The following is a 17,470-nucleotide window of genomic DNA, read 5'->3' on the forward strand; positions in this document are numbered from 1 at the left end:
CACGGGAAGTGAACGAACCCCGCGGGGCCCGGCAGTCGCTGCCGGGCCCCGTCCCGTCGGCGTGCGGCCGGCTATTCGGGCGGCGGCCTGTCGAGCGCCTGCTCGGACCAGATGACCTTGCCGCGCTCGGTGTAGCGGGTGCCCCAGCGCTCGGCGAACTGGGCGACCAGGAACAGTCCCCGTCCGCCCTCGTCCGTCGTCGCGGCATAGCGCAGGTGCGGGGAGGTGCTGCTGCAGTCCGACACCTCGCAGATCAGGGCCCGGTCGTACAGCAGCCGCACGCTGATCGGCTCGGAGCCGTACCGGATCGCGTTGGTGACGAGCTCGCTCAGGATCAGTTCGGTGACGAACCCCTCCTCGTCGAGGCCCCGGTCGGTGAGCCAGCGGATGGCGTCCTTGCGGACACCGGCGACGGCCGAGGGGTCCGGGTCCACCTGCCACTGGACGCGGCGCGCCGGGTCCAGGGTGCGGGTGCGGGCGACGAGCAGGGCGACGTCGTCGCCCGGTCGGGTGGGCAGCAGGGCCTCCAGCACGTCGTCGCAGGTCTCCTCCGGTGTACGGTCCCGGCCGGCCAGGGCATTCCGCAGCTGCTCCACACCCTCGTCGATGTCCCGGTCGCGGCGCTCGACCAGACCGTCGGTGTACAGCACCAGGCGGCTTCCCTCGGGCACCTCCAGCTCGGTCGCCTCGAAGGGCATGCCGCCGATGCCGAGTGGCAGACCGGCCGGGATCTCGGGGAACTCCACGGTGCCGTCGGGCAGGACGAGGGCGGGTCCGGGGTGCCCGGCCCGGGCCACCGAGCAGCGTCCGGAGACCGCGTCGTAGATCGCGTACAGACAGGTGGCTCCAGTGATCGCCCCGCCGCCGGCCCCCTCGTCCTGGTCCATTCTGACGACGAGTTCGTCGAGGTAGCCGAGGAGTTCGTCGGGCGGCAGGTCCAGCGTGGAGAAGTTGTGCACCGTGGTGCGCAGCCGGCCCATGGTGGCCGCGGCGTGCAGTCCGTGCCCGACCACGTCACCGACAACGAGCGCGACCCGGGCGCCGGACAACGGGATCACGTCGAACCAGTCCCCGCCCACCCCCGCCTGCGCCGGCAGATAGCGGTAGGCGACGTCCAGGGCGTTCTGCTCCGGAAGGCCGCTCGGGAGCAGGCTGCGCTGAAGGGTCACCGCCATCTCGTGCTCGCGGGTGTAGCGCCGGGCGTTGTCGACGCTGACCGCCGCCCGGGCCACCAGTTCCTCGGCGAAGGACAGGTCCTCGGCATCGAAGGGGGCCTCGTTCTGCGCGCGCCAGAAGTTGGCCATGCCGAGAATGACACCGCGCGCGTGCAGGGGTACGGAGAGCAGCGAGTGGAATCCGTACGCCAGGATCCGCTCCGCCTGTTCCGGGTCGGGCAGGCGCCACTGCTGGGACGCGGTCAGGTCGGGCACCACCCAGGTGTGGCCGCCGCTGGTGCCGATGCCTTCGGCGCTGGTCGGCACGAAGCCGATGACGCGGCCCAGCGGGTAGAGCGGATGGTCCGGGTCCGCGGCGCACACGGCGGTGCGGCGCATGTCCATCACGCCGCCGGAGGGCGGCTCCGGTTCTTCCCCGCGCAGCACGGAGTCGGCGAGGTCGACCGTCGCGCAGTCGGCGAAGCCGGGCGCGGCGACCTCCGCCAGCTCCTGCGCGGTCGTGGTGACATCGAGGGTCGTCCCGATGCGGGCCCCTGCCCGGTACAGGAGCAGCAGCCGCTCACGCACGGTCTCCGCCCGGCCCGTGACGGCCTGCAGTTCCGTGGTGTCCCGGAGGGTGGCGACCGTGCCGGGCGGTCCGCCGCGTTCGCCCGTGGGGCGGAGGTTGACGGCAAGCAGCCGGTTCCCGGCAGGCCGCAGCTCGTCGGTGGCCACGCGGCCGGAGGCGAGCAGCTCCGCGGTGCGGGGGTCCAGTCCCAGATCCGTCACGGCGCGGCCCTCGGCGTCGGCCGGCAGTCCCAGGAGCCGGCGGGCCTCGTCGTTCGCCAGGGCCAGCCGGCCGTCGGCGCCGATGATGAGGACACCTTCGCGGACCGCGTGCAGCACCGCGTCGTGGTGTTCGTACATCCGGGTCATCTCGGCCGGGCCGAGGCCGCGCGTCTGGCGGCCCAGGCGGCGGCTCACCAGAGCCGCGCCGCCCGCCGTGAGGGCGAGTGCGACCACCGCGGCACCCAGGGCGAGCGGGATGCTCGGGTAGGCCAGCTTGTTCACGGTGTCGACCTTGATGCCGACGGAGACCAGCCCGGCGACCGTGCCGTCGGGCCGCTGGACGGGCACCGCCGAGTTGACCGCGAGTCCGCGGCTGGCGGTGACGGTACGGGTGATGGCCTCGCCCTCCAGGGCCTCCTTGTACGGGCCGAGTATGTGCTTCCCGATCAGTGCGATGTCGGGGTGGGTGTAGCGGATGCCGTTGGCCCCGGCCACGACGACGTATTCGACTCCGGTGCTCCGCCGGATCTCCTCGGCGCGGGGCTGGAGGAGGGCGGTGGGATCCCTGCTGTCCAGGGCCGCCGCTATGCCGGGCGCGTGGGCGAAGGTCTCCGCGACACTCAGTGACCGGGCCCGGGCCACGTTCATGCTGTCGTGTCTGCCCTGCACCACCAGAGCGACGACGGCTGTCACGACGAGCAGCGTCACGATTCCCAGCATGAGGAAGAAGACCTGGCCGGCCACGGTGCGAACGCTGAAGAGGGCGCGCAGCCGACGGCCCGGTGAGGACCGCCCGGGGTTCGGGCCGGAGGGCGCAGGCTCGTCACCGCCCGGGCGTTCGTCATCGTGCCTATGCGGCTGCCGGGCGGAGTGGTGAAACCGCGTCCGGAACCGACCTGTACCACCCACATCTTCAGGTTTAACACGATTCGCCGACACCGCCCGTTCGGGGCCCGGCTGCGTTCATGACCGCTGGACGTGTGAACGGGGCGCCGCCAGGGCATATGACGGATTAACGACAGGAGGTGGTGTCAGTGGGCCGCATCAGGATCGTCCGACGTCCCCCACTTCCGTCGCGGCCGCCGCCGCTCGATCTGCGCACGCCGTCCGGGCGCCCGCTGCCGTACTGATTCCTGCGCCGCTCAGCCGTTGCCCTCGGGGCCGCACTCCGTGCGGCCCCGAGGCGCGTTCCGGGGGCGCGTTCCGGGGGCGCGTTCCGGGGCGTTGATCACCCCTGCCGCGGAGCGGCTCGAACCGGCAGGATGTCGGTGTACAGGGTCGCCGTCCGCGGGCGGCGCAGGCCGTACCAGGAGAGGGTTCCCATGCGGGAAGCGCACGCAGACCGGTCCACCCCCGACGAGCATTCCGCCCCCGGCCCGTCCGAGGAGGCCGAGGTGATCGTGGTGGGTGCGGGCCCGGCCGGTTCTTCCGCCGCCTTCCACCTCGCCAGGGCGGGCGTCGATGTGCTGCTGCTGGAGAAGTCCGCGTTCCCCCGGGAGAAGGTGTGCGGCGACGGCCTCACCCCGCGTGCGGTGCACCAGCTCATCCGGATGGGCGTCGACATCAAGGCCCCCGGCTGGACGCGGTCACGCGGGATGCGCTGGGTGACCGGGGACCGGCAGGTGGAGATCGACTGGCCCGCGCTGGGCGGCTACCCGGACTTCGGGCTCACCCGCAGCCGGCACGATTTCGACGACATCCTGGCCCGGCACGCGGTCGCGGCCGGGGCCCGGCTGCGCACCGGCGTGAAGGTGACGGAGCCGGTGACCGACCGGACCGGCCGGGTCACCGGTGTCACCGCGGTGTCGGGTACGGCGGAGCCCGTGGTGCACCGCGCTCCGGTCGTCATCGCCGCGGACGGCGCGTCCGCGCGGCTCGCTCTGGCGATGGGGCTGCAGCGGGACACGAAGCGGCAGATCGCCACGGCTGCCCGCCGCTACTACCGCAGCCCCGAGCGTTCCCGGGAGGAGTTCCTGGAGCTCTGGGCCGATCTCCGCTTTCCGCGGAGCGACCACTATCTGCCGGGGTACGGCTGGATCTTTCCGATGGGTGACGGCCGGGTCAACGTGGGACTCGGCGCGATCCCCCATCGCCGCCACGGCAAGGCCGACCTCCGGGCCACCCTGGACCGGTGGCTGGCACGGACGCCGCAGGAGTGGGGGCTGCGCGAGGAGAACGCCGAGGGGCCCGTCCGCAGCGCCGCGCTGCCGCTGGGCTTCAACCGTCACCCGCTGTACACCAGGGGGCTTCTCCTGGTCGGCGACTCAGGGGGCATGATCAGCCCCTGGAACGGTGAGGGCATCGGCCAGGCGCTGGAGGCAGGAGAGGTCGCGGCCGAGACGGCGGCGCTCGCGCTGGCCCTGCCGGCCGGCCCGCGACGGGAGAGGGCGCTCCACCACTACCCGGTCGAGATGAACCGCCGCTGGGGCAGCTACTACCGGCTCGGCAACACGGCCGCCGACCTGGTCTTCAGCCGGTCGGGGTTCCAGCCCGTGCTCAACCGCTACGTGATGGGCTCCCCGTTCCTGCTCAACACCCTGGCCCGGCTCCTCACCAACCTCACGGACAAGCCCTCGCGCGATGTGATCGACCATGTCCTGAACACCGCGGTGCGTCTCGTCCCCGCTCCGGACGCCCGCCGCCGCTGACCTCGGGGTGCACCGGTGGGGTGCACCGGTGGGGTTCACCGATACCCGCGGCCGGGTGGTGACCCTCCGCCGCGACTCCGGTGATCCGGTGGCACCCCGCCCCTGATCGCCCGGGTACACCGCCCCGAGGCGAGAGAACGGGCCCCGCCGCTGTTCTTCCACGGTCGTACGGCCGGCTCGGACGCCGGCGTCACCGGGGCCCGTCGACGCCACCCGCCCGTGGGGGGGCGTCGACGGACGGCTCCGTACCGAAGGCGCGCAAAAAGGTGTCGACACCGGCGGTGACGACCGTCGCCACGTCCGCCGGGTCGAGCGGCCGGGTACCCAGCGCGCTCTCCCCGGCAGCTCCTCGTAAACCAGCGCGATGAACTGGTTCGGTGGACGCACCGGCCGAGGCGGATCCGGTCACCGACCACGCCTGAGCCCCCCGTCCCGCCGCGGGGTGCCCGGCAGTCCGGCCGTGTCCAGGCGGACAAGGCCGGCACGTCCCGGAAGAACCGACGTCACCTTCGACAACGCGGAATCCGCCACACGATCCCCGGACGTCTCGAACAGCAGAGACACCGCACGAGTTGAGTTCTCCATGATGCCGCTTCACCCTCCGAGAAGCCTGAGCACGCGGGGCCAGCCATCGGCCTGTGCACGGGCGTTCCCGGCCGCAGTCCCACCGAGATCCATGTACCTGTTCGAAATGGGGTTCTTGGCGTAGCGGACCGTGGGGCTGTAGGGGTACCAGCCGATGTTGTGGCCCGCGTTCTTGTAGACCAGGCCCTCGCGCTGCCGGCCCGGGCGCGCGGGATCGCTTCCGATGCTGCGGGCGTCGTCCGCTGACGGCCAGAGTTGGTCGTCGTCACCCGCGATCGCCAGAACGCTGCCCGTTGCGTGATCGAGCGGGATCGGTGTGAGGTCGACCGGCTTGTCGTTCCGGGTCCATGCCACGCCGTGCGGGTAGCCCGGCGTAGTGCTCTGGGACGGAGCGTAGAGCACGAGATCGCTGACGAGGCCGGGGTATGCGTGGCCGAGAAGCTGGGCTGCCTCCGTCCCGCGGGAGAGTCCGATCGCGGCAGGCTTGCGAGTCCCTGTGCCGTATTCCCGGTCCAGGAACCGTGCGGCCGTGGCGAAGTACTCCAGTTTGATGTTCGCCAGACTTTCCGGACGCCCTGGGCAGCCGAAGTAGCACAGCGCGAGAACGGGGTGCCCGTGGGAGGCGAGCAACGCGGCGGCGAACCGGTTGCTGGTGCCGCCCTCCGAACCGCCGATACTCAGGACCGGTGTTCGTCGTGGCGAGTGGGGCGGGGGCAGGTACAGGGCCCCGTACACGCCGTTCCTGGCCCCGCTCAAGGCCTGGTAGGTCGTGCCCTTGCTCATCCACGTGCGCGTCAGCGAACGCGTCGCGATCTGCTTGCCGCCCGCCTTCACGGCGAGAGTCACCTTGAACGACGCCTGCTGTTCCGGCGCCTTCGGGAAAAACGCCGTCTTGCCCGCGTCTTTCTGTTGCGGCCTCATGGACCAGAACAGCCCCATGCCGTCAACGCCGTGGTAGGTGCCTGAACGTATGCGCGCACGGTTCAGGTCCACTTTTCCCGCATCGTCCGCGGTGACGACGGCCTGGCCTGTCCACCGAACGCCTTGATGGTCCACGGAGCCTGCGGTGACGGTGACCTCCTCCTGCGGGTGCAGGCCCGAGACCCGGACCCGGACCGCGTGATCCGCCAGAGATTCAGGCCGATCCACCTGGATTCGCGCCCGGGCGCTGTGCTCGTACCCCGACGAACACGCGCCCGCACCCAACAGCGCCAAGCAGCACGCCACCCCGACTGCACGACTCCGCCACGCCTCAACGCCCTTCACACCCACGATGCGCCCCCTCGAATCCGCTTCGCTGCAATAGCTGCACAGGGAAGCCAATCACGCGGACCGGGCCCTCTTACCTGAACTCGTGCAGCCGGAGTCGAACTTTGGGCACCCGTTTACCGATACCGCGTCCATTGCATGCGCCGGGGCGCGCATCCAGACGGATTGGCCTGAGGCTCCGACTCCGACTCCGGCACTCGTCATTCCGGACCGGTCGAGGAGTTCTCGAGCCGTCTGCCGGGCGGGCGCCGCCGTACTCAGGGGTTGGTACGGGCGCTGCCGTCATCAGGCGCGGCCCACCGGGCGGCGAGAAGCAGGGCGATGTCATCGGGACGGTCCGCGGCCTGCCTGGCCCGGCCGATGACATGGTCCGCCGTTTCGGCCAGGGAGGCCGGGCCGAATCCGGCGATCGTGCTGCGCAGCCGCTCGACGCCCACGTCGATGTCCGTACCGGACTCCTCGACCATGCCGTCGGTGTACAGCGCGAGCATCGCGCCGGGGGCGAGGTGCACTTCGGTGACGGGGTAGGACGCTTCGGCGTCGATGCCGAGCACGATGCCGCCCGGCAGGTCCATGACCTCGGCCGTGCCGTCGGGCAGGCGCAGCACGGGTTGCGGATGACCGGCCCGCACGACCTGCGCCCTGCCGGTGGCCGGGTCAATGACTACGTAGCAGCAGCTGGCGAACTGACCGGGATCGAGATCGATGAGCAGCCGGTTGGTTCCGCTCATCACTTCCTGCGGATCGTGACCGCTGAGCGCGAAGGCCCGCACGGCGCTGCGCAGTTGGCCCATGGTCGCGGCAGCTGCGACGCCGTGGCCCTGCACGTCCCCGATGACCAGCGCCAGTTTCCGGTCGGCCCCGATGACGTCGTACCAGTCGCCCCCGACGTCCATGCCCTGGGTGCCGGCAAGATACCGGCCCTCGGTGTCGACCCCGTCCACGGCGGGCAGCCCGTGCGGGAGCAGGACGTTCTGCAGCCCGCGGGCCAGGGCCGCCTCGGTGTCGTACCGCTGAGCTCGTTGCAGCGCCTGCGCGATGAGGCCCGCGAGGGCCGTCAGGACCGTGCGCTCCTCCGGGCTGAAGCCACGTGGCTGGTCGAAGCCGAGGATGCAGGAGCCGACGTGCCGTCCGGAGGCGATCAGGGGCAGGAAGGCGCGCGCGCCGACGTCGGTCTCCATGGGGATGCCCGGGTACGCGGCGGCCAGTCGCTCCATGGATTCGAAGAAGATGGGGCGCCCGGTGGTCAACGTCTCGACGCCGGGGATGCGGGCGTCCATGGCGACGCCGTCGAACCGGTCCAGGAAGCCGTGGGGGAAGCCGGTCTCCCATTCCAGGTAGAGGTGGCGCTCCTTCAGCAGGTAGATCGCGAGCTGGCGGCCGCCGAAGGCGGGGAGCAGCTCCTCGGTGACCACGGCGGACACCTGCCGGGCCGTGACGGCCTCGGTGAGGGCGATGGCCAGCGCGACCGGCCGGTACAGCGCGGCGGAGCGGTCGGCCGGAGAGCCGAGGCCCAGCCCGGGCGAGACGACGGACCCCGGCGCGTAGGCCGGCTGTTCGGTGGGGGTGAGCACGGCCGTCAGGCCGTCGTGACCGGGGTACAGGGACACGGAGAGCCAGGGCGGAGGGGTGCGCCGGGCGAGGAAATGGACCGGGGCGTCGGAAAGCATCGCGGCGCGGTAGTGATCCTCGTAGGCCGGGTTCGCGAACCACGGCAGAGCCTCCCAGAGCACCCGTCCGACCAGCTCCGACCGGCGGCGGCCGAGGATCTCCTCGGCCAGGCGGTTCATGTAGGTGATCCGGGCGAACCGGTCGAGGGAGAAGATGCCGCGCGGCAGCCGGTCGGCCGCCTCGGCGACGACCGGGCCGATGCCCAGGTCCACCAGGAAGCCGGTCAGATGGGTTGCCGCGCCGGAATCCCCGCCGTTGCCCCGGCGGCCCGAGACCTCCAACAGGTGCGAGCGTCCGTCGGGACCACGCAGCCGCATCCTGCGGACGACCGGTCCGCCCGAGTCCCCCGCCTGGCGGGCCAGGGCCCACAGCCCGTACACGTCCTCCGGGGCCAGCCGCGACGCCAGTGCGTCGATGGTGCCGGGGAACTCCTTCCGCCCGGTGCCGAGGATGGCGCACAGCTCGTCGTCCGCGCCGACGGCTCCGCTGTCGAGGTCCCAGTCGAAACGGCCGATCCGTACGGGGGGTGAACTGCCCGCCGGCAGCTGTACGGGAAGCGGCTCCTCGTCCCACTCCACTGCCGTCCCCGCAGACTGCAGGCCGGCCAGCGCGGCGCCGAGTCCTTCGGCGACGCTCCGCAGCCTGCGCCGGTCGGCGGTCTCCACGGGCTTCCCGGGGGTCGCCGGGCGCAGTACGACCAGGACGCCGACCGGCTTGCCGGCGCTGACGACCGGCATGTAGAGGGAGCTGAAGGGGAACGGCAGTCCTGCCATCAGCTGCGGGAAGCGGCGCATCGCCTCCTCCGCGTCGGAGAGGTGCACGGCCTTGCCCGACCGGAATGCCTCGGCGACCGGGAACGGCCGGTTCACATGCATCCGCCACCAGGGGCGGAACAGCGGTCCGGGCAGCCCCGCCAGCACCGCGAGCCGCAGGAGACCCGGGGTGAGGGAGCGCAGATAGACGCCGCCGGCCTGCCCGCCGGCCGACTCGATCGCGGTCACGACAGCCTGGGCGAGCACCAGCGACAGTTTGTCCGGCGCCCCGCCGTTCCGGAGTCTTCCGGGCAGACTGCCGCCCTCACTGAGCGGCTTACGCCGGACCGCGCCGTACCAGGTCACACAGCAAGCATGCTCCCCGGCCGCCATGCCGCGCACTTCGGCGAGTCCGGCACACGCGACCGAAATGCACTCTTCGTACATGTATGCGAGCCTGAAGGCGGCCCATCGTCCGACATCCGCACAGGAGGCACGATCATGGGCAAGAAGCAGAGCCGGCAGAACCGGGGCGCCCGCAGCGGAGGTCATGAGCACTCCGCCACCACGGAGGCCAAGGAGCAGACGAGCGCGGCGCCCGCGCCGGATGCGGTGAAGGCGATCTCCGAGCAGGTCTCCCACAAGCGCGAACGGAAGTTCGGCCACAACTGAGCCTTCGGCATCCCAGCGCCACCACATGACGACATGACGAAGGAGCGGCAGCCACCGTGCTCACGGCGGCAGCCGCTCCTTCGGCGCGCCATGCACGCGTTGCATGCGTCGACGCCCCCACCCACCCGTCGTCGCACAGGACCTCCGCCCGAACGGGCGGAGGTCCTGTGCGAGGGGGACCTGCGAAGAGTGCGGCACCCTACCGTCCATCGGACGGCGGGCGGCGGTCACCGAGTTGGTCATTGAGCTTCTGCTGGGCGGAATCGACCTGGCCGCTGTACTTGCTGCCCGTCTTCTTGTCGATGACGTCGCCACCCTTCTCGACTCCCTTGTGGGCCTGGTCGGGATGCCCCTTGATCAGGTCCTTGATCTTGTCGAGCATGCTCATGACTTTCCTCCTCATGGAACGCTGACCCTCCCAGCATCCATGCGATGTCCCGGCGCCGCACCCCGGGGCGGCGCCGCCCCTCCCGTCGGCGGCAGATGGCCGGGGGCCCGGGGAAATTACCCATAGGTATGTAGTGACTTCTCGCGCCGACGCCAGTAGAACTCGTTCCCATTCGATCGAGAGTGAGGAACGTCACATGACGGATTCGAGCTTACCCCACAAGGGATCGAGCGGTGTCTCACGTCGCGGATTCATGGCTAGAACAGGTTTCATCCTGGGGGCCGCTGCGCTCTCCGGTCACGCCACCGCCGCCCAGGCCCGTACGACCGGCACAGCCGCTGCGATCGGCAGCGGGGACCATGTCCCCGTTCTGGTGATCGGCACCGGGTACGGAGGTTCCGTCGCGGCCCTGCGGCTCGCCCGCGCAGGCGTCCACGTCCACATGGTCGAGATGGGAATGGCCTGGGACACCCCCGGGGCGGACGGCAAGATCTTCGCCAACACGACAAAGCCCGACGGCCGTTCGTACTGGCTCCGCACGAAGAGCAAGCAGCCCCTCAGCAACTTCCTCGGCTTTCCCATCGACCGGGCGATCCCCCGCTACACCGGCATCCTGGACGCCGAGGACTTCAGCGGCATCACGGTGTACCAGGGGCGCGGCGTCGGCGGCGGATCGCTGGTCAACGGCGGCATGGCGGTGACGCCCCGGCGCGAGAACTTCGGTGCCGTCCTCCCGTCGGTGAACGCCGACGAGATGTACTCCACCTACTACCCGCGCGCCAATGCCGGGCTCGGGGTCGCCACCGTCGACCCGGCATGGTTCGACAGCGTGGACTGCTACCAGTACGCCCGGGTGGGCCGCAAGCACGCCCAGCGCTCCGGGTTCCCGTTCGTCTTCGTGCCCGATGTGTACGACTGGGACTACATGGAGCAGGAGGCGGCAGGCACCGTACCCAAGTCGGCGCTGGACGGCGAGATCCTCTACGGCAACAACTACGGCAAGAAGTCGTTGCAGAAGACCTACCTCGCCCAGGCCAAGGCGACCGGGAACGTCACCATCTCACCGCTGCACCAGGTGACTTCGGTCGCTCCGGCGACGGGTGGCGGCTACACGGTCGTCATCGACGAAATCCGCACCGACGGGAGCGTCGCGACCACCAAGACCGTCACCGCGGACAAGGTGTTCTTCGCCGCGGGCAGCGTCGGTACGAGCAAGCTGCTGACCCGGCTGAAGGCCACGGGAGCGCTGTCCGGTCTGAACGACGAGATCGGCAAGGGCTGGGGCGACAACGGCAATGTCATGTGCGGCCGCGCCAACCACGTGTGGGACGCGACCGGCGCGGTCCAGTCGAGCATCCCCTGCGGCGGCATCGACAACTGGGCCGCCGGAGGCGCGTTCGCCGAGGTCGCACCGCTGCCGACCGGGATCGAGACGTTCGCCTCGTTCTATCTGTCGATCACGAAGAACCCGAACCGCGCCCAGTTCTCCTGGAACGCCGCCACGGGCAAGGTCGACCTGAACTGGCAGACTGCCTGGAAGCAGCCCTCCATCGACATGGCGAAGACGATCTTCGACAAGATCAACGCCAGGGAGGGGACGATCTACCGGACCGACCTCTTCGGCGTCTACAAGATCTGGGGCGACCACCTCACCTACCACCCGCTCGGCGGCGCGGTCCTCGACAGGGCCACCGACAACTACGGCCGTCTGCACGGCTATACGGGCCTGTACGTCATCGACGGCTCGCTGATCCCCGGCAACACCAGCGTCAATCCGTTCGTCACCATCACGGCACTGGCCGAACGGAACATCGAGAAGATCATCGCCACCGATCTGTGACAGCGGGTCAGAACGGGCGGGACTTCCAGTAGGAGGCGACGGGCAGGCCTCCTACTGGATACGCGCCGCGACCAGGCCCTGTCCGGCCGGCAGCCGAGCTCAGTGCCCCGGCAGCACGCACACGGCGTCGAGACCCAGCACGTGGTTGAGCCGGCCGAACGCAAGCCAGGAGCCGATGCTCATGCTCAGCTCGACGATCTCGTGCTGGCTGTAGTGCGCGGTCATCCGGGCCCAGAACGCGTCGTCCAGGCCGTGATGGTCCAGGGCGTACCGCTCGGCGTACTCGGCCGCCAGCCGGGTCCGGTCGTCGAAGGCCCCGGTGCTGCGCCAGTCGCTCACCGCACCGGCGAACTCCTCCTCGACCTTCTGACCGTCGCGTTCGGTGCGCCAGTCCAGGCAGAAGAGACAGCCGTTGATCTGCGCGATGCGCAGCCTGGCCGCCTCGAACTCACGGAGCCCGAGCGTCGTGTGCTCGTACACCGACAGCGAGAAGTTCGCGGCGGCCATGCCGATGCCGGGGACCATGTCGCCCCATACGTAGCCGATCGGTTCCTGGCCCTCGGGGATGTCGATGATCATGGCTGCTTCCTTCCGAATCGGCCGGCTGCGGGACGCAGGGGTACGTCGAGGGCGTCGTAGAGTCCGGGTTCCGCGTCCACCAGCCAGTCGATGGCGTTCACCAGCCGGCCGACCGCGGTGGCGTTGCCGCCCGCCGAGCGGTTCTCGCCCTCGTCGGTGGCCTCGACGGTGACCTCGATGCGCGGGCGGCCCTCGATGATCACCCGGTGGGCTCCGGCGCCGTCGGGCGGCGACGGCCAGTCCGGGGCGCAGGACGGGTGGATGCGCGTGATGTGTTCGATGATGATGCGGGGTTCGCCCTCGACGACGCCCTGGACCTCGAAGCGGACAGCACCCTGGGTGCCGGCCTCGAACTCGCCCATCGTCCTGGTCGTGACGGTGGCTTCGAGCGGCCGGCGGGCCATGGTCTCGCGGATGTCGTCGAGCTCCACGCCCAGGGCCCTGGCCATCAGCCGTATCTGGCCGCCCCACACCATGGTCGGGACGGAGGCCGCGAGCATGAGGGGCTCGTACTCCATGGGGTGTCCCATGCCGATGAGGTGGCGGACCGAGTCGGGCTGGTCGTACGTGGAGTAGTCGAAGATCTCCTGGCAGCGGATCACGTCCACCGTGGAGCCGAGTCCGCTGATCAGCAGGGGCAGTACGTCGTTGCCCCAGCCGGGATCGACGCCGGAGACGAAGAGCGATCCGCCACCGCCGGCGACGGCGGCAAGCACCGGTTCGCGCAGCTCGGGCGGGGCGCCCCGCTGGTCGTAGAGCGCGTACAGCGCCGGGGTGACGACGACGGCGCCCCCGGCCACCGCCCTGGTGATGTCGGCCAGCGCCTCGTCGGGGCGGATGTCTCCGGAGGCCGCGTACACGACGGCTCGGGGAGAGGTCGACAGCACCGCGTCGATGTCGTCGGTCGCAGCGACGCCCAGATCGCGGTCCAGACCGGCGAGGGCGCCCGCGTCACGGCCCACCTTGCCGGGGTCGTGGACGATGACGTGCGCGAGTTTCAGGGCCGGATGGGAGTCGACCGCGCGGATGGCCGCGCGGCCGACATTGCCGGTACCCCAGACCACCGTGGAAATCATGCGGCGGAGGGTAGCGCGCGGGATGAAAGGTTCATAGTGGCATCGCGCACCGGGTTGGGCGGGGCCCGGGACAGGTCCGATCGGCCCGCCCCGGTCCGCTCCGCCGGGCGTCGTTACTCGTCGATCGTGGTCCCGTACCCGGCGCCCGTCTCAGGACCGCCGAACGGCCGGGCGTCGAACGTCCATGAGCCGGAGGCCGTCACGCCGCCCGGCCCGGACGAGAACACCCAGCCGACGCCGTTGCCGGCGTTCTCTCCGGGCGCGGCGGACAGCAGACCGAACCGCCCGTCGTTGTTGGGATCGGTCAGCCGCACCTGGCCGCCCCAGAGGTCGCCCTTCTCGGGCGCGCCCGGCACGTTCACCGAGTCCTGGTCCCATGATGCGGCGCCGGTGGCGGTGAGTCCGCCGGCCGCACCGCGCAGCACCCACACGGCGCCCGCGTCGGCGACCGTGCCGATGTCCTCGCCGGGGGCGCCGATCGCCACGTCCGCGTAGCCGTCGCCGTCGGTGTCCGCCACCGAGAGGTCGGCGCCCCAGCCGTCACCGGCCTCGGAGCTGCCGGGGACGCCCGAGGTGTCCTGCGTCCACCACACGGGCGGGGTTCCCGGGCCCTCGGCGCCGACGGGTCCGTCGCCCAGGCTGCCGTAGTACACGCCGACCACACCGCCGGTCATCGATTCGCCGCCGTCGTCGGGGCTGCTGGGCTCCCCGGTGACGAGGTCGTCGTAGCCGTCGTTGTTGATGTCGCCTGAGGCGACGGCGGGGCCGCCGCGCAGATCGTGGTCGTACCGGAGTCCCTGGACGTCACCGAGGAAGAGCGCGGACCAGCCGTGCCCCGGCTCCCCGCCGACGGTGACGCCGGAGATGACGAGGTCGGCGAGACCGTTGCCGTCGTAGTCGCCGGTCGTCATGGCGCGGGGCACGATCTCCCGCCCCGGGGTGCCGGGGATGAGGCTGCTGCGTGAGGTGGGCGCCGGTGCCCTGGACTGCCGCCGGGCCGCCGCCTCGTACTGGTAGAGGCTGAGGTCGGTGCGGTCGGTCACGGCCAGCTGGTCGCCCGGGATGTCGGGGCTGAAGTGCGCCGCGGCGAGCGCGCTGCCGAACCTGGCGCCGGCGGTGGGCTCCTCGGCCTGCAGCCAGTCGCTGTCCGCGCCGGAGAGCCCCTTCGCGGAACCCCACAGGACGACGATGCCGCCCGCGTCGGTCACCGGTTCGACGTTCTCGCCGGGGAGGCCCACGACCGCGTCGTCGTACCCGTCCCCGTCGAGGTCGCCGGAGGTCAGGGCGCGGCCGAAGCCGTCGCCCGCCTCGGCGGCGCCCGGCACTCCGGTGGTGTTCTGGCTGAGTACGGCGCCCCGGGTGGTGCCGATGCCACCCGGCCCGCCGTACTGCACGGTCACGTAGCCCGCGCCCTTCTGGCCGCCGATGGTCCCACCGGGCGCGCCGATGAGCACGTCCTCGTAGCCGTCACCGTTGAAGTCGGTGTTGCGGTCGTCTGCGTGCGTTCCGCCGGGGGTGCCGGCGTAGGCGGAGGGCGCGACGACTGCGGCCCCTGCCATCAGGAGAAATGAGGCCGCGACAACGGCGGCCGAACGGTGGGTGCGCACGAGCGGCTCCTCGGTTCAAGGATGACCGGGCTAGGGCCTGGCGGACCATGATCCGCCGAGCAGGCCCCTGATCTGATCCGGGGGGACGCCGGGAAGAGCCCGTTGTCCTCCTGGCGCCCTGTTGGACCGGCTTCGCGGCGCAAGGGTTGTACGGCATGGCAAAAGGGGTGGAAGGGAGCAGCTCAGCTCCCTTCCACCCCTGTTCACGACTCCGCCCCGGGGGCGGGAACCGCGGTGGGTCAGTAGGCCCCGAAGACGTTGTCGATCGAGCCGTACGTGGCGGCGGCGTAGTTGCACGCCGCGGTGATGTTGGCGACGGGGTCCAGGATGTCCAGCGAGGTGCCGGGCACGTGGTACGCGTCGAACGTGGGCTGGATGACCTGGAGGAGGCCCTTGGACGGAGTGCCGGCGGCGGCGTTCGAGTCCCAGTTGTTGACGATCTGCGGGTTGCCCGAGGACTCGCGGATGACGTTGCGGTAGATGCCGTCGTAGCTGCCGGGGATGCCGTTCTCGGCCATGACGGCGAGGGACTCCTTGATCCAGCCGTCGAGGTCGTCGGTGTACGCCGTCGCGCTCTGCGCGGGGGTGGTCTCGGCGGTCTCCGCGGCGACGGGCGTCGCCGTCCGCTGGGAACGGTCGGCGCGGTCGGTGCTCTCGGCCCGGTCGGCCGACGGCTGCGAGGCGCTGCCGGACGTGTTCTCCGCCTTGAACTCGCTCTTGGTCGCGGCCTTGGGTGCGGCGGCCGCGGACTTGGCGCCGATGGTCAGCTTCAGGCCCGGGTGAATGAGGTCGGGGTTGCCGCCAACCGCACTCCGGTTGTCCTGGTACAGCCGCTCCCAGCCGCCACTGAGGGAATGCCCCCGGGCGATCTTGGAAAGCGAATCACCGGAGACCACGGAATAGGTGGTGGACTCGGCCTTCTGTACGGCAATTTCCTTGCCGGACACGGAAGTCGGGGCCGCGGCCTTTTCCGCTACGACCGCCTGGGCGGGTGCGGCAGAAGCCGATCCGGCAGCGATCAGGGGGAGCGCGAGAACGACTCCGCCCGCGCTCACGGCGATGAAACCGCGGGTCAGGGAGGTGGACTTGGAACGACGGTGCTGACCCTTGAAGGGCATGGCGCTTTTCCTCTCCGCCGCCTGCGAGGTGAGCTGTCGGGTTCGGACTGGAGATGTCCGGCCGCACATGGCGACTTCACCCCTAGCCGCTCCGGATTCCGGACCGGCGGCAAACCTGGGTCCCCCGCTCCTGCCGTACGTGAGTGGTCGGGTTACCGGACGGCGGCAGGATTCGGCGTTCCATCCGGATTGACGGTGACCGTAAGCGAGAAAGGGCAGGCGAAACAAGCCCGGAATTCTTGATCGCAATTAATTCGCAAGATCAATCAAAGGAAATGTGGGACGCCGGTCACATGCGAGCGGGGCAACTTTCTTGGCGCAACAGGGAACCGAAGCCTCCGGTTGTGCGTCAGGAGCGGGAAACGTGACGCTGACCACTGCGCCCGAAAGGGGCGATTTGCTGGATATTCAGAGGTTCTGACCCACGGAAAAGCGACCCCCGTGAGCATTCTTTGCAATTCCGATTTTTCGTACAATTAGGACATTACGGTGCAGGGGTCGGCTGTGCGGCCACGTCTGTACGGCTGCGCGCCACCACGACCGGTGAGCCGTCGCCCGGGGCGCGGAGTATGTCCGCGTCGAGCGCATAGAGCTCCTTCACCAAGGCCTCGTCGACCGTCTCGCGGGGAGCACCCTGCGCGATGACGCGGCCGCCCTTCATCGCGACGAGCAGATCGGCGTAACGGGCCGCGGCGGCGAGGTCGTGCTGGACCATGACGACGGTGCGGCCGGTGGCCGCGACCTCGCGGACGAGTTCCAGGACTTCGACGGCATGCCCGAGGTCGAGGGCGCTGGTCGGTTCGTCGAGCAGGACGACCGGGGTCTGCTGGGCCAGGACCATCGCGAGCCAGCAGCGCTGGCGCTGACCGCCGGACAGCCGGTCGATGCGCTCCCCGGCCAGTGCGGTGGTGCCGGTGGCGTCGAGTGCATCGCGTACCGCCTGCTCGTCTTCGCGCGACCACTGGCGCAGCAGCCCCTGGTGCGGGCTGCGGCCGTAGCGCACCAGACCGGCCACGGTGACCGCCTCGGGGGCGCGCGGCGACTGCGGCAGCAGGGCGACATGGTGGGCGGCCAGGCGCCGGCCGGTCCGCCAGATGTCCGTCCCGCCGATCAGTACCGTGCCGGACTCGGGCCGGTGGAGCCGGGCGACGGTCCGCAGCAGGGTCGACTTCCCGCAGCCGTTGGGGCCCACGATCGCGACGACCTGTCCGGCGGGGACCGTGAGGTGGACGTTCTCGACGACGGGGCGGCCCGGGTATCCGGCGTGCAGGCCACGGACTTCGAGTCCCGCCTTCGCACCGGTCGGATTCTCGGTCATGTGC

Annotated in this window: 12 protein-coding genes and 1 riboswitch; of the genes, 3 read left to right on the top strand and 9 right to left on the bottom strand. The window is 70.7% G+C overall.

The features are described from left to right. Nucleotides 1-71 precede the first annotated feature (71 nt). Nucleotides 72-2,663, bottom strand: a complete 2,592-nt coding sequence (locus SH922_RS04055; protein ID WP_393063460.1) for a SpoIIE family protein phosphatase — start codon at nt 2,661-2,663, stop codon at nt 72-74. A 602-nt stretch (nt 2,664-3,265) separates the two neighbouring features. On the opposite strand from SH922_RS04055, the gene SH922_RS04060 reads away from it, so the two are divergent. Then, nucleotides 3,266-4,591 (top strand): geranylgeranyl reductase family protein, encoded by a 1,326-nt coding sequence (locus SH922_RS04060; RefSeq protein ID WP_393054742.1) that lies wholly within the window; start codon nt 3,266-3,268, stop codon nt 4,589-4,591. A 594-nt stretch (nt 4,592-5,185) separates the two neighbouring features. Here SH922_RS04060 and SH922_RS04065 read toward each other — a convergent pair. Together SH922_RS04065 and SH922_RS04070 are read right to left on the bottom strand one after the other, a co-directional pair. Next, nucleotides 5,186-6,448: an acyl-CoA thioesterase/bile acid-CoA:amino acid N-acyltransferase family protein gene (locus SH922_RS04065; protein ID WP_393054744.1), complete on the bottom strand. Its 1,263-nt coding sequence runs from the start codon at nt 6,446-6,448 to the stop codon at nt 5,186-5,188. Nucleotides 6,449-6,702: 254 nt separating this feature from the next. Continuing rightward, nucleotides 6,703-9,234 (bottom strand): SpoIIE family protein phosphatase, encoded by a 2,532-nt coding sequence (locus SH922_RS04070; protein ID WP_393054746.1) that lies wholly within the window; start codon nt 9,232-9,234, stop codon nt 6,703-6,705. A gap of 135 nt (nt 9,235-9,369) precedes the next feature. On the opposite strand from SH922_RS04070, the gene SH922_RS04075 reads away from it, so the two are divergent. Next, nucleotides 9,370-9,540, top strand: a complete 171-nt coding sequence (locus SH922_RS04075; protein ID WP_351001160.1) for a hypothetical protein — start codon at nt 9,370-9,372, stop codon at nt 9,538-9,540. A 199-nt stretch (nt 9,541-9,739) separates the two neighbouring features. Here the strand turns inward: SH922_RS04075 and SH922_RS04080 are convergent, their stop codons facing one another. Next, nucleotides 9,740-9,928, bottom strand: a complete 189-nt coding sequence (locus SH922_RS04080) for an antitoxin (protein WP_393054748.1) — start codon at nt 9,926-9,928, stop codon at nt 9,740-9,742. Nucleotides 9,929-10,181: 253 nt separating this feature from the next. On the opposite strand from SH922_RS04080, the gene SH922_RS04085 reads away from it, so the two are divergent. Beyond that, nucleotides 10,182-11,768, top strand: coding sequence for a GMC oxidoreductase (locus SH922_RS04085; RefSeq protein ID WP_393054750.1), 1,587 nt, complete (start codon nt 10,182-10,184; stop codon nt 11,766-11,768). Between the two features lie 99 nt (nt 11,769-11,867). Here the strand turns inward: SH922_RS04085 and SH922_RS04090 are convergent, their stop codons facing one another. The 5 genes from SH922_RS04090 to SH922_RS04110 form a co-directional block, all read right to left on the bottom strand. Next, complete coding sequence (locus SH922_RS04090; RefSeq protein ID WP_393054752.1) at nt 11,868-12,347, bottom strand: carboxymuconolactone decarboxylase family protein; 480 nt, start codon at nt 12,345-12,347, stop codon at nt 11,868-11,870. After that, a complete protein-coding gene (locus SH922_RS04095; protein WP_393054754.1) occupies nt 12,344-13,423 on the bottom strand; it encodes a dihydrodipicolinate reductase in 1,080 nt (359 codons plus the stop codon). The genes SH922_RS04090 and SH922_RS04095 overlap by 4 nt, the downstream gene beginning before the upstream one ends. A gap of 113 nt (nt 13,424-13,536) precedes the next feature. Then, the gene (locus SH922_RS04100; RefSeq protein WP_393054756.1) at nt 13,537-15,030 is read right to left on the bottom strand and encodes an FG-GAP repeat protein; all 1,494 of its coding nucleotides are present in this window, start codon (nt 15,028-15,030) and stop codon (nt 13,537-13,539) included. A 239-nt stretch (nt 15,031-15,269) separates the two neighbouring features. After that, nucleotides 15,270-16,148: a transglycosylase SLT domain-containing protein gene (locus tag SH922_RS04105; protein ID WP_393054758.1), complete on the bottom strand. Its 879-nt coding sequence runs from the start codon at nt 16,146-16,148 to the stop codon at nt 15,270-15,272. A 5-nt stretch (nt 16,149-16,153) separates the two neighbouring features. Next, nucleotides 16,154-16,336: riboswitch (cyclic di-AMP (ydaO/yuaA leader) on the bottom strand. Nucleotides 16,337-16,632: 296 nt separating this feature from the next. Beyond that, the gene (locus tag SH922_RS04110; RefSeq protein ID WP_393054760.1) at nt 16,633-17,466 is read right to left on the bottom strand and encodes an ABC transporter ATP-binding protein; all 834 of its coding nucleotides are present in this window, start codon (nt 17,464-17,466) and stop codon (nt 16,633-16,635) included. Nucleotides 17,467-17,470: the final 4 nt, after the last annotated feature.

The sequence above is a fragment of the Streptomyces sp. LN549 genome (assembly GCF_043203805.1).
Taxonomy (GTDB): domain Bacteria; phylum Actinomycetota; class Actinomycetes; order Streptomycetales; family Streptomycetaceae; genus Streptomyces.

Coding starts and splice junctions, on each gene's coding strand:
- SH922_RS04055 (WP_393063460.1), bottom strand. CDS start 2,663: ATGCTGGGAATCGTGACGCTGCTCGTCGTGACAGCCGTCGTCGCTCTG.
- SH922_RS04060 (WP_393054742.1), top strand. CDS start 3,266: ATGCGGGAAGCGCACGCAGACCGGTCCACCCCCGACGAGCATTCCGCC.
- SH922_RS04075 (WP_351001160.1), top strand. CDS start 9,370: ATGGGCAAGAAGCAGAGCCGGCAGAACCGGGGCGCCCGCAGCGGAGGT.
- SH922_RS04080 (WP_393054748.1), bottom strand. CDS start 9,928: ATGAGCATGCTCGACAAGATCAAGGACCTGATCAAGGGGCATCCCGAC.
- SH922_RS04085 (WP_393054750.1), top strand. CDS start 10,182: ATGGCTAGAACAGGTTTCATCCTGGGGGCCGCTGCGCTCTCCGGTCAC.
- SH922_RS04090 (WP_393054752.1), bottom strand. CDS start 12,347: ATGATCATCGACATCCCCGAGGGCCAGGAACCGATCGGCTACGTATGG.
- SH922_RS04095 (WP_393054754.1), bottom strand. CDS start 13,423: ATGATTTCCACGGTGGTCTGGGGTACCGGCAATGTCGGCCGCGCGGCC.
- SH922_RS04105 (WP_393054758.1), bottom strand. CDS start 16,148: ATGCCCTTCAAGGGTCAGCACCGTCGTTCCAAGTCCACCTCCCTGACC.
- SH922_RS04110 (WP_393054760.1), bottom strand. CDS start 17,466: ATGACCGAGAATCCGACCGGTGCGAAGGCGGGACTCGAAGTCCGTGGC.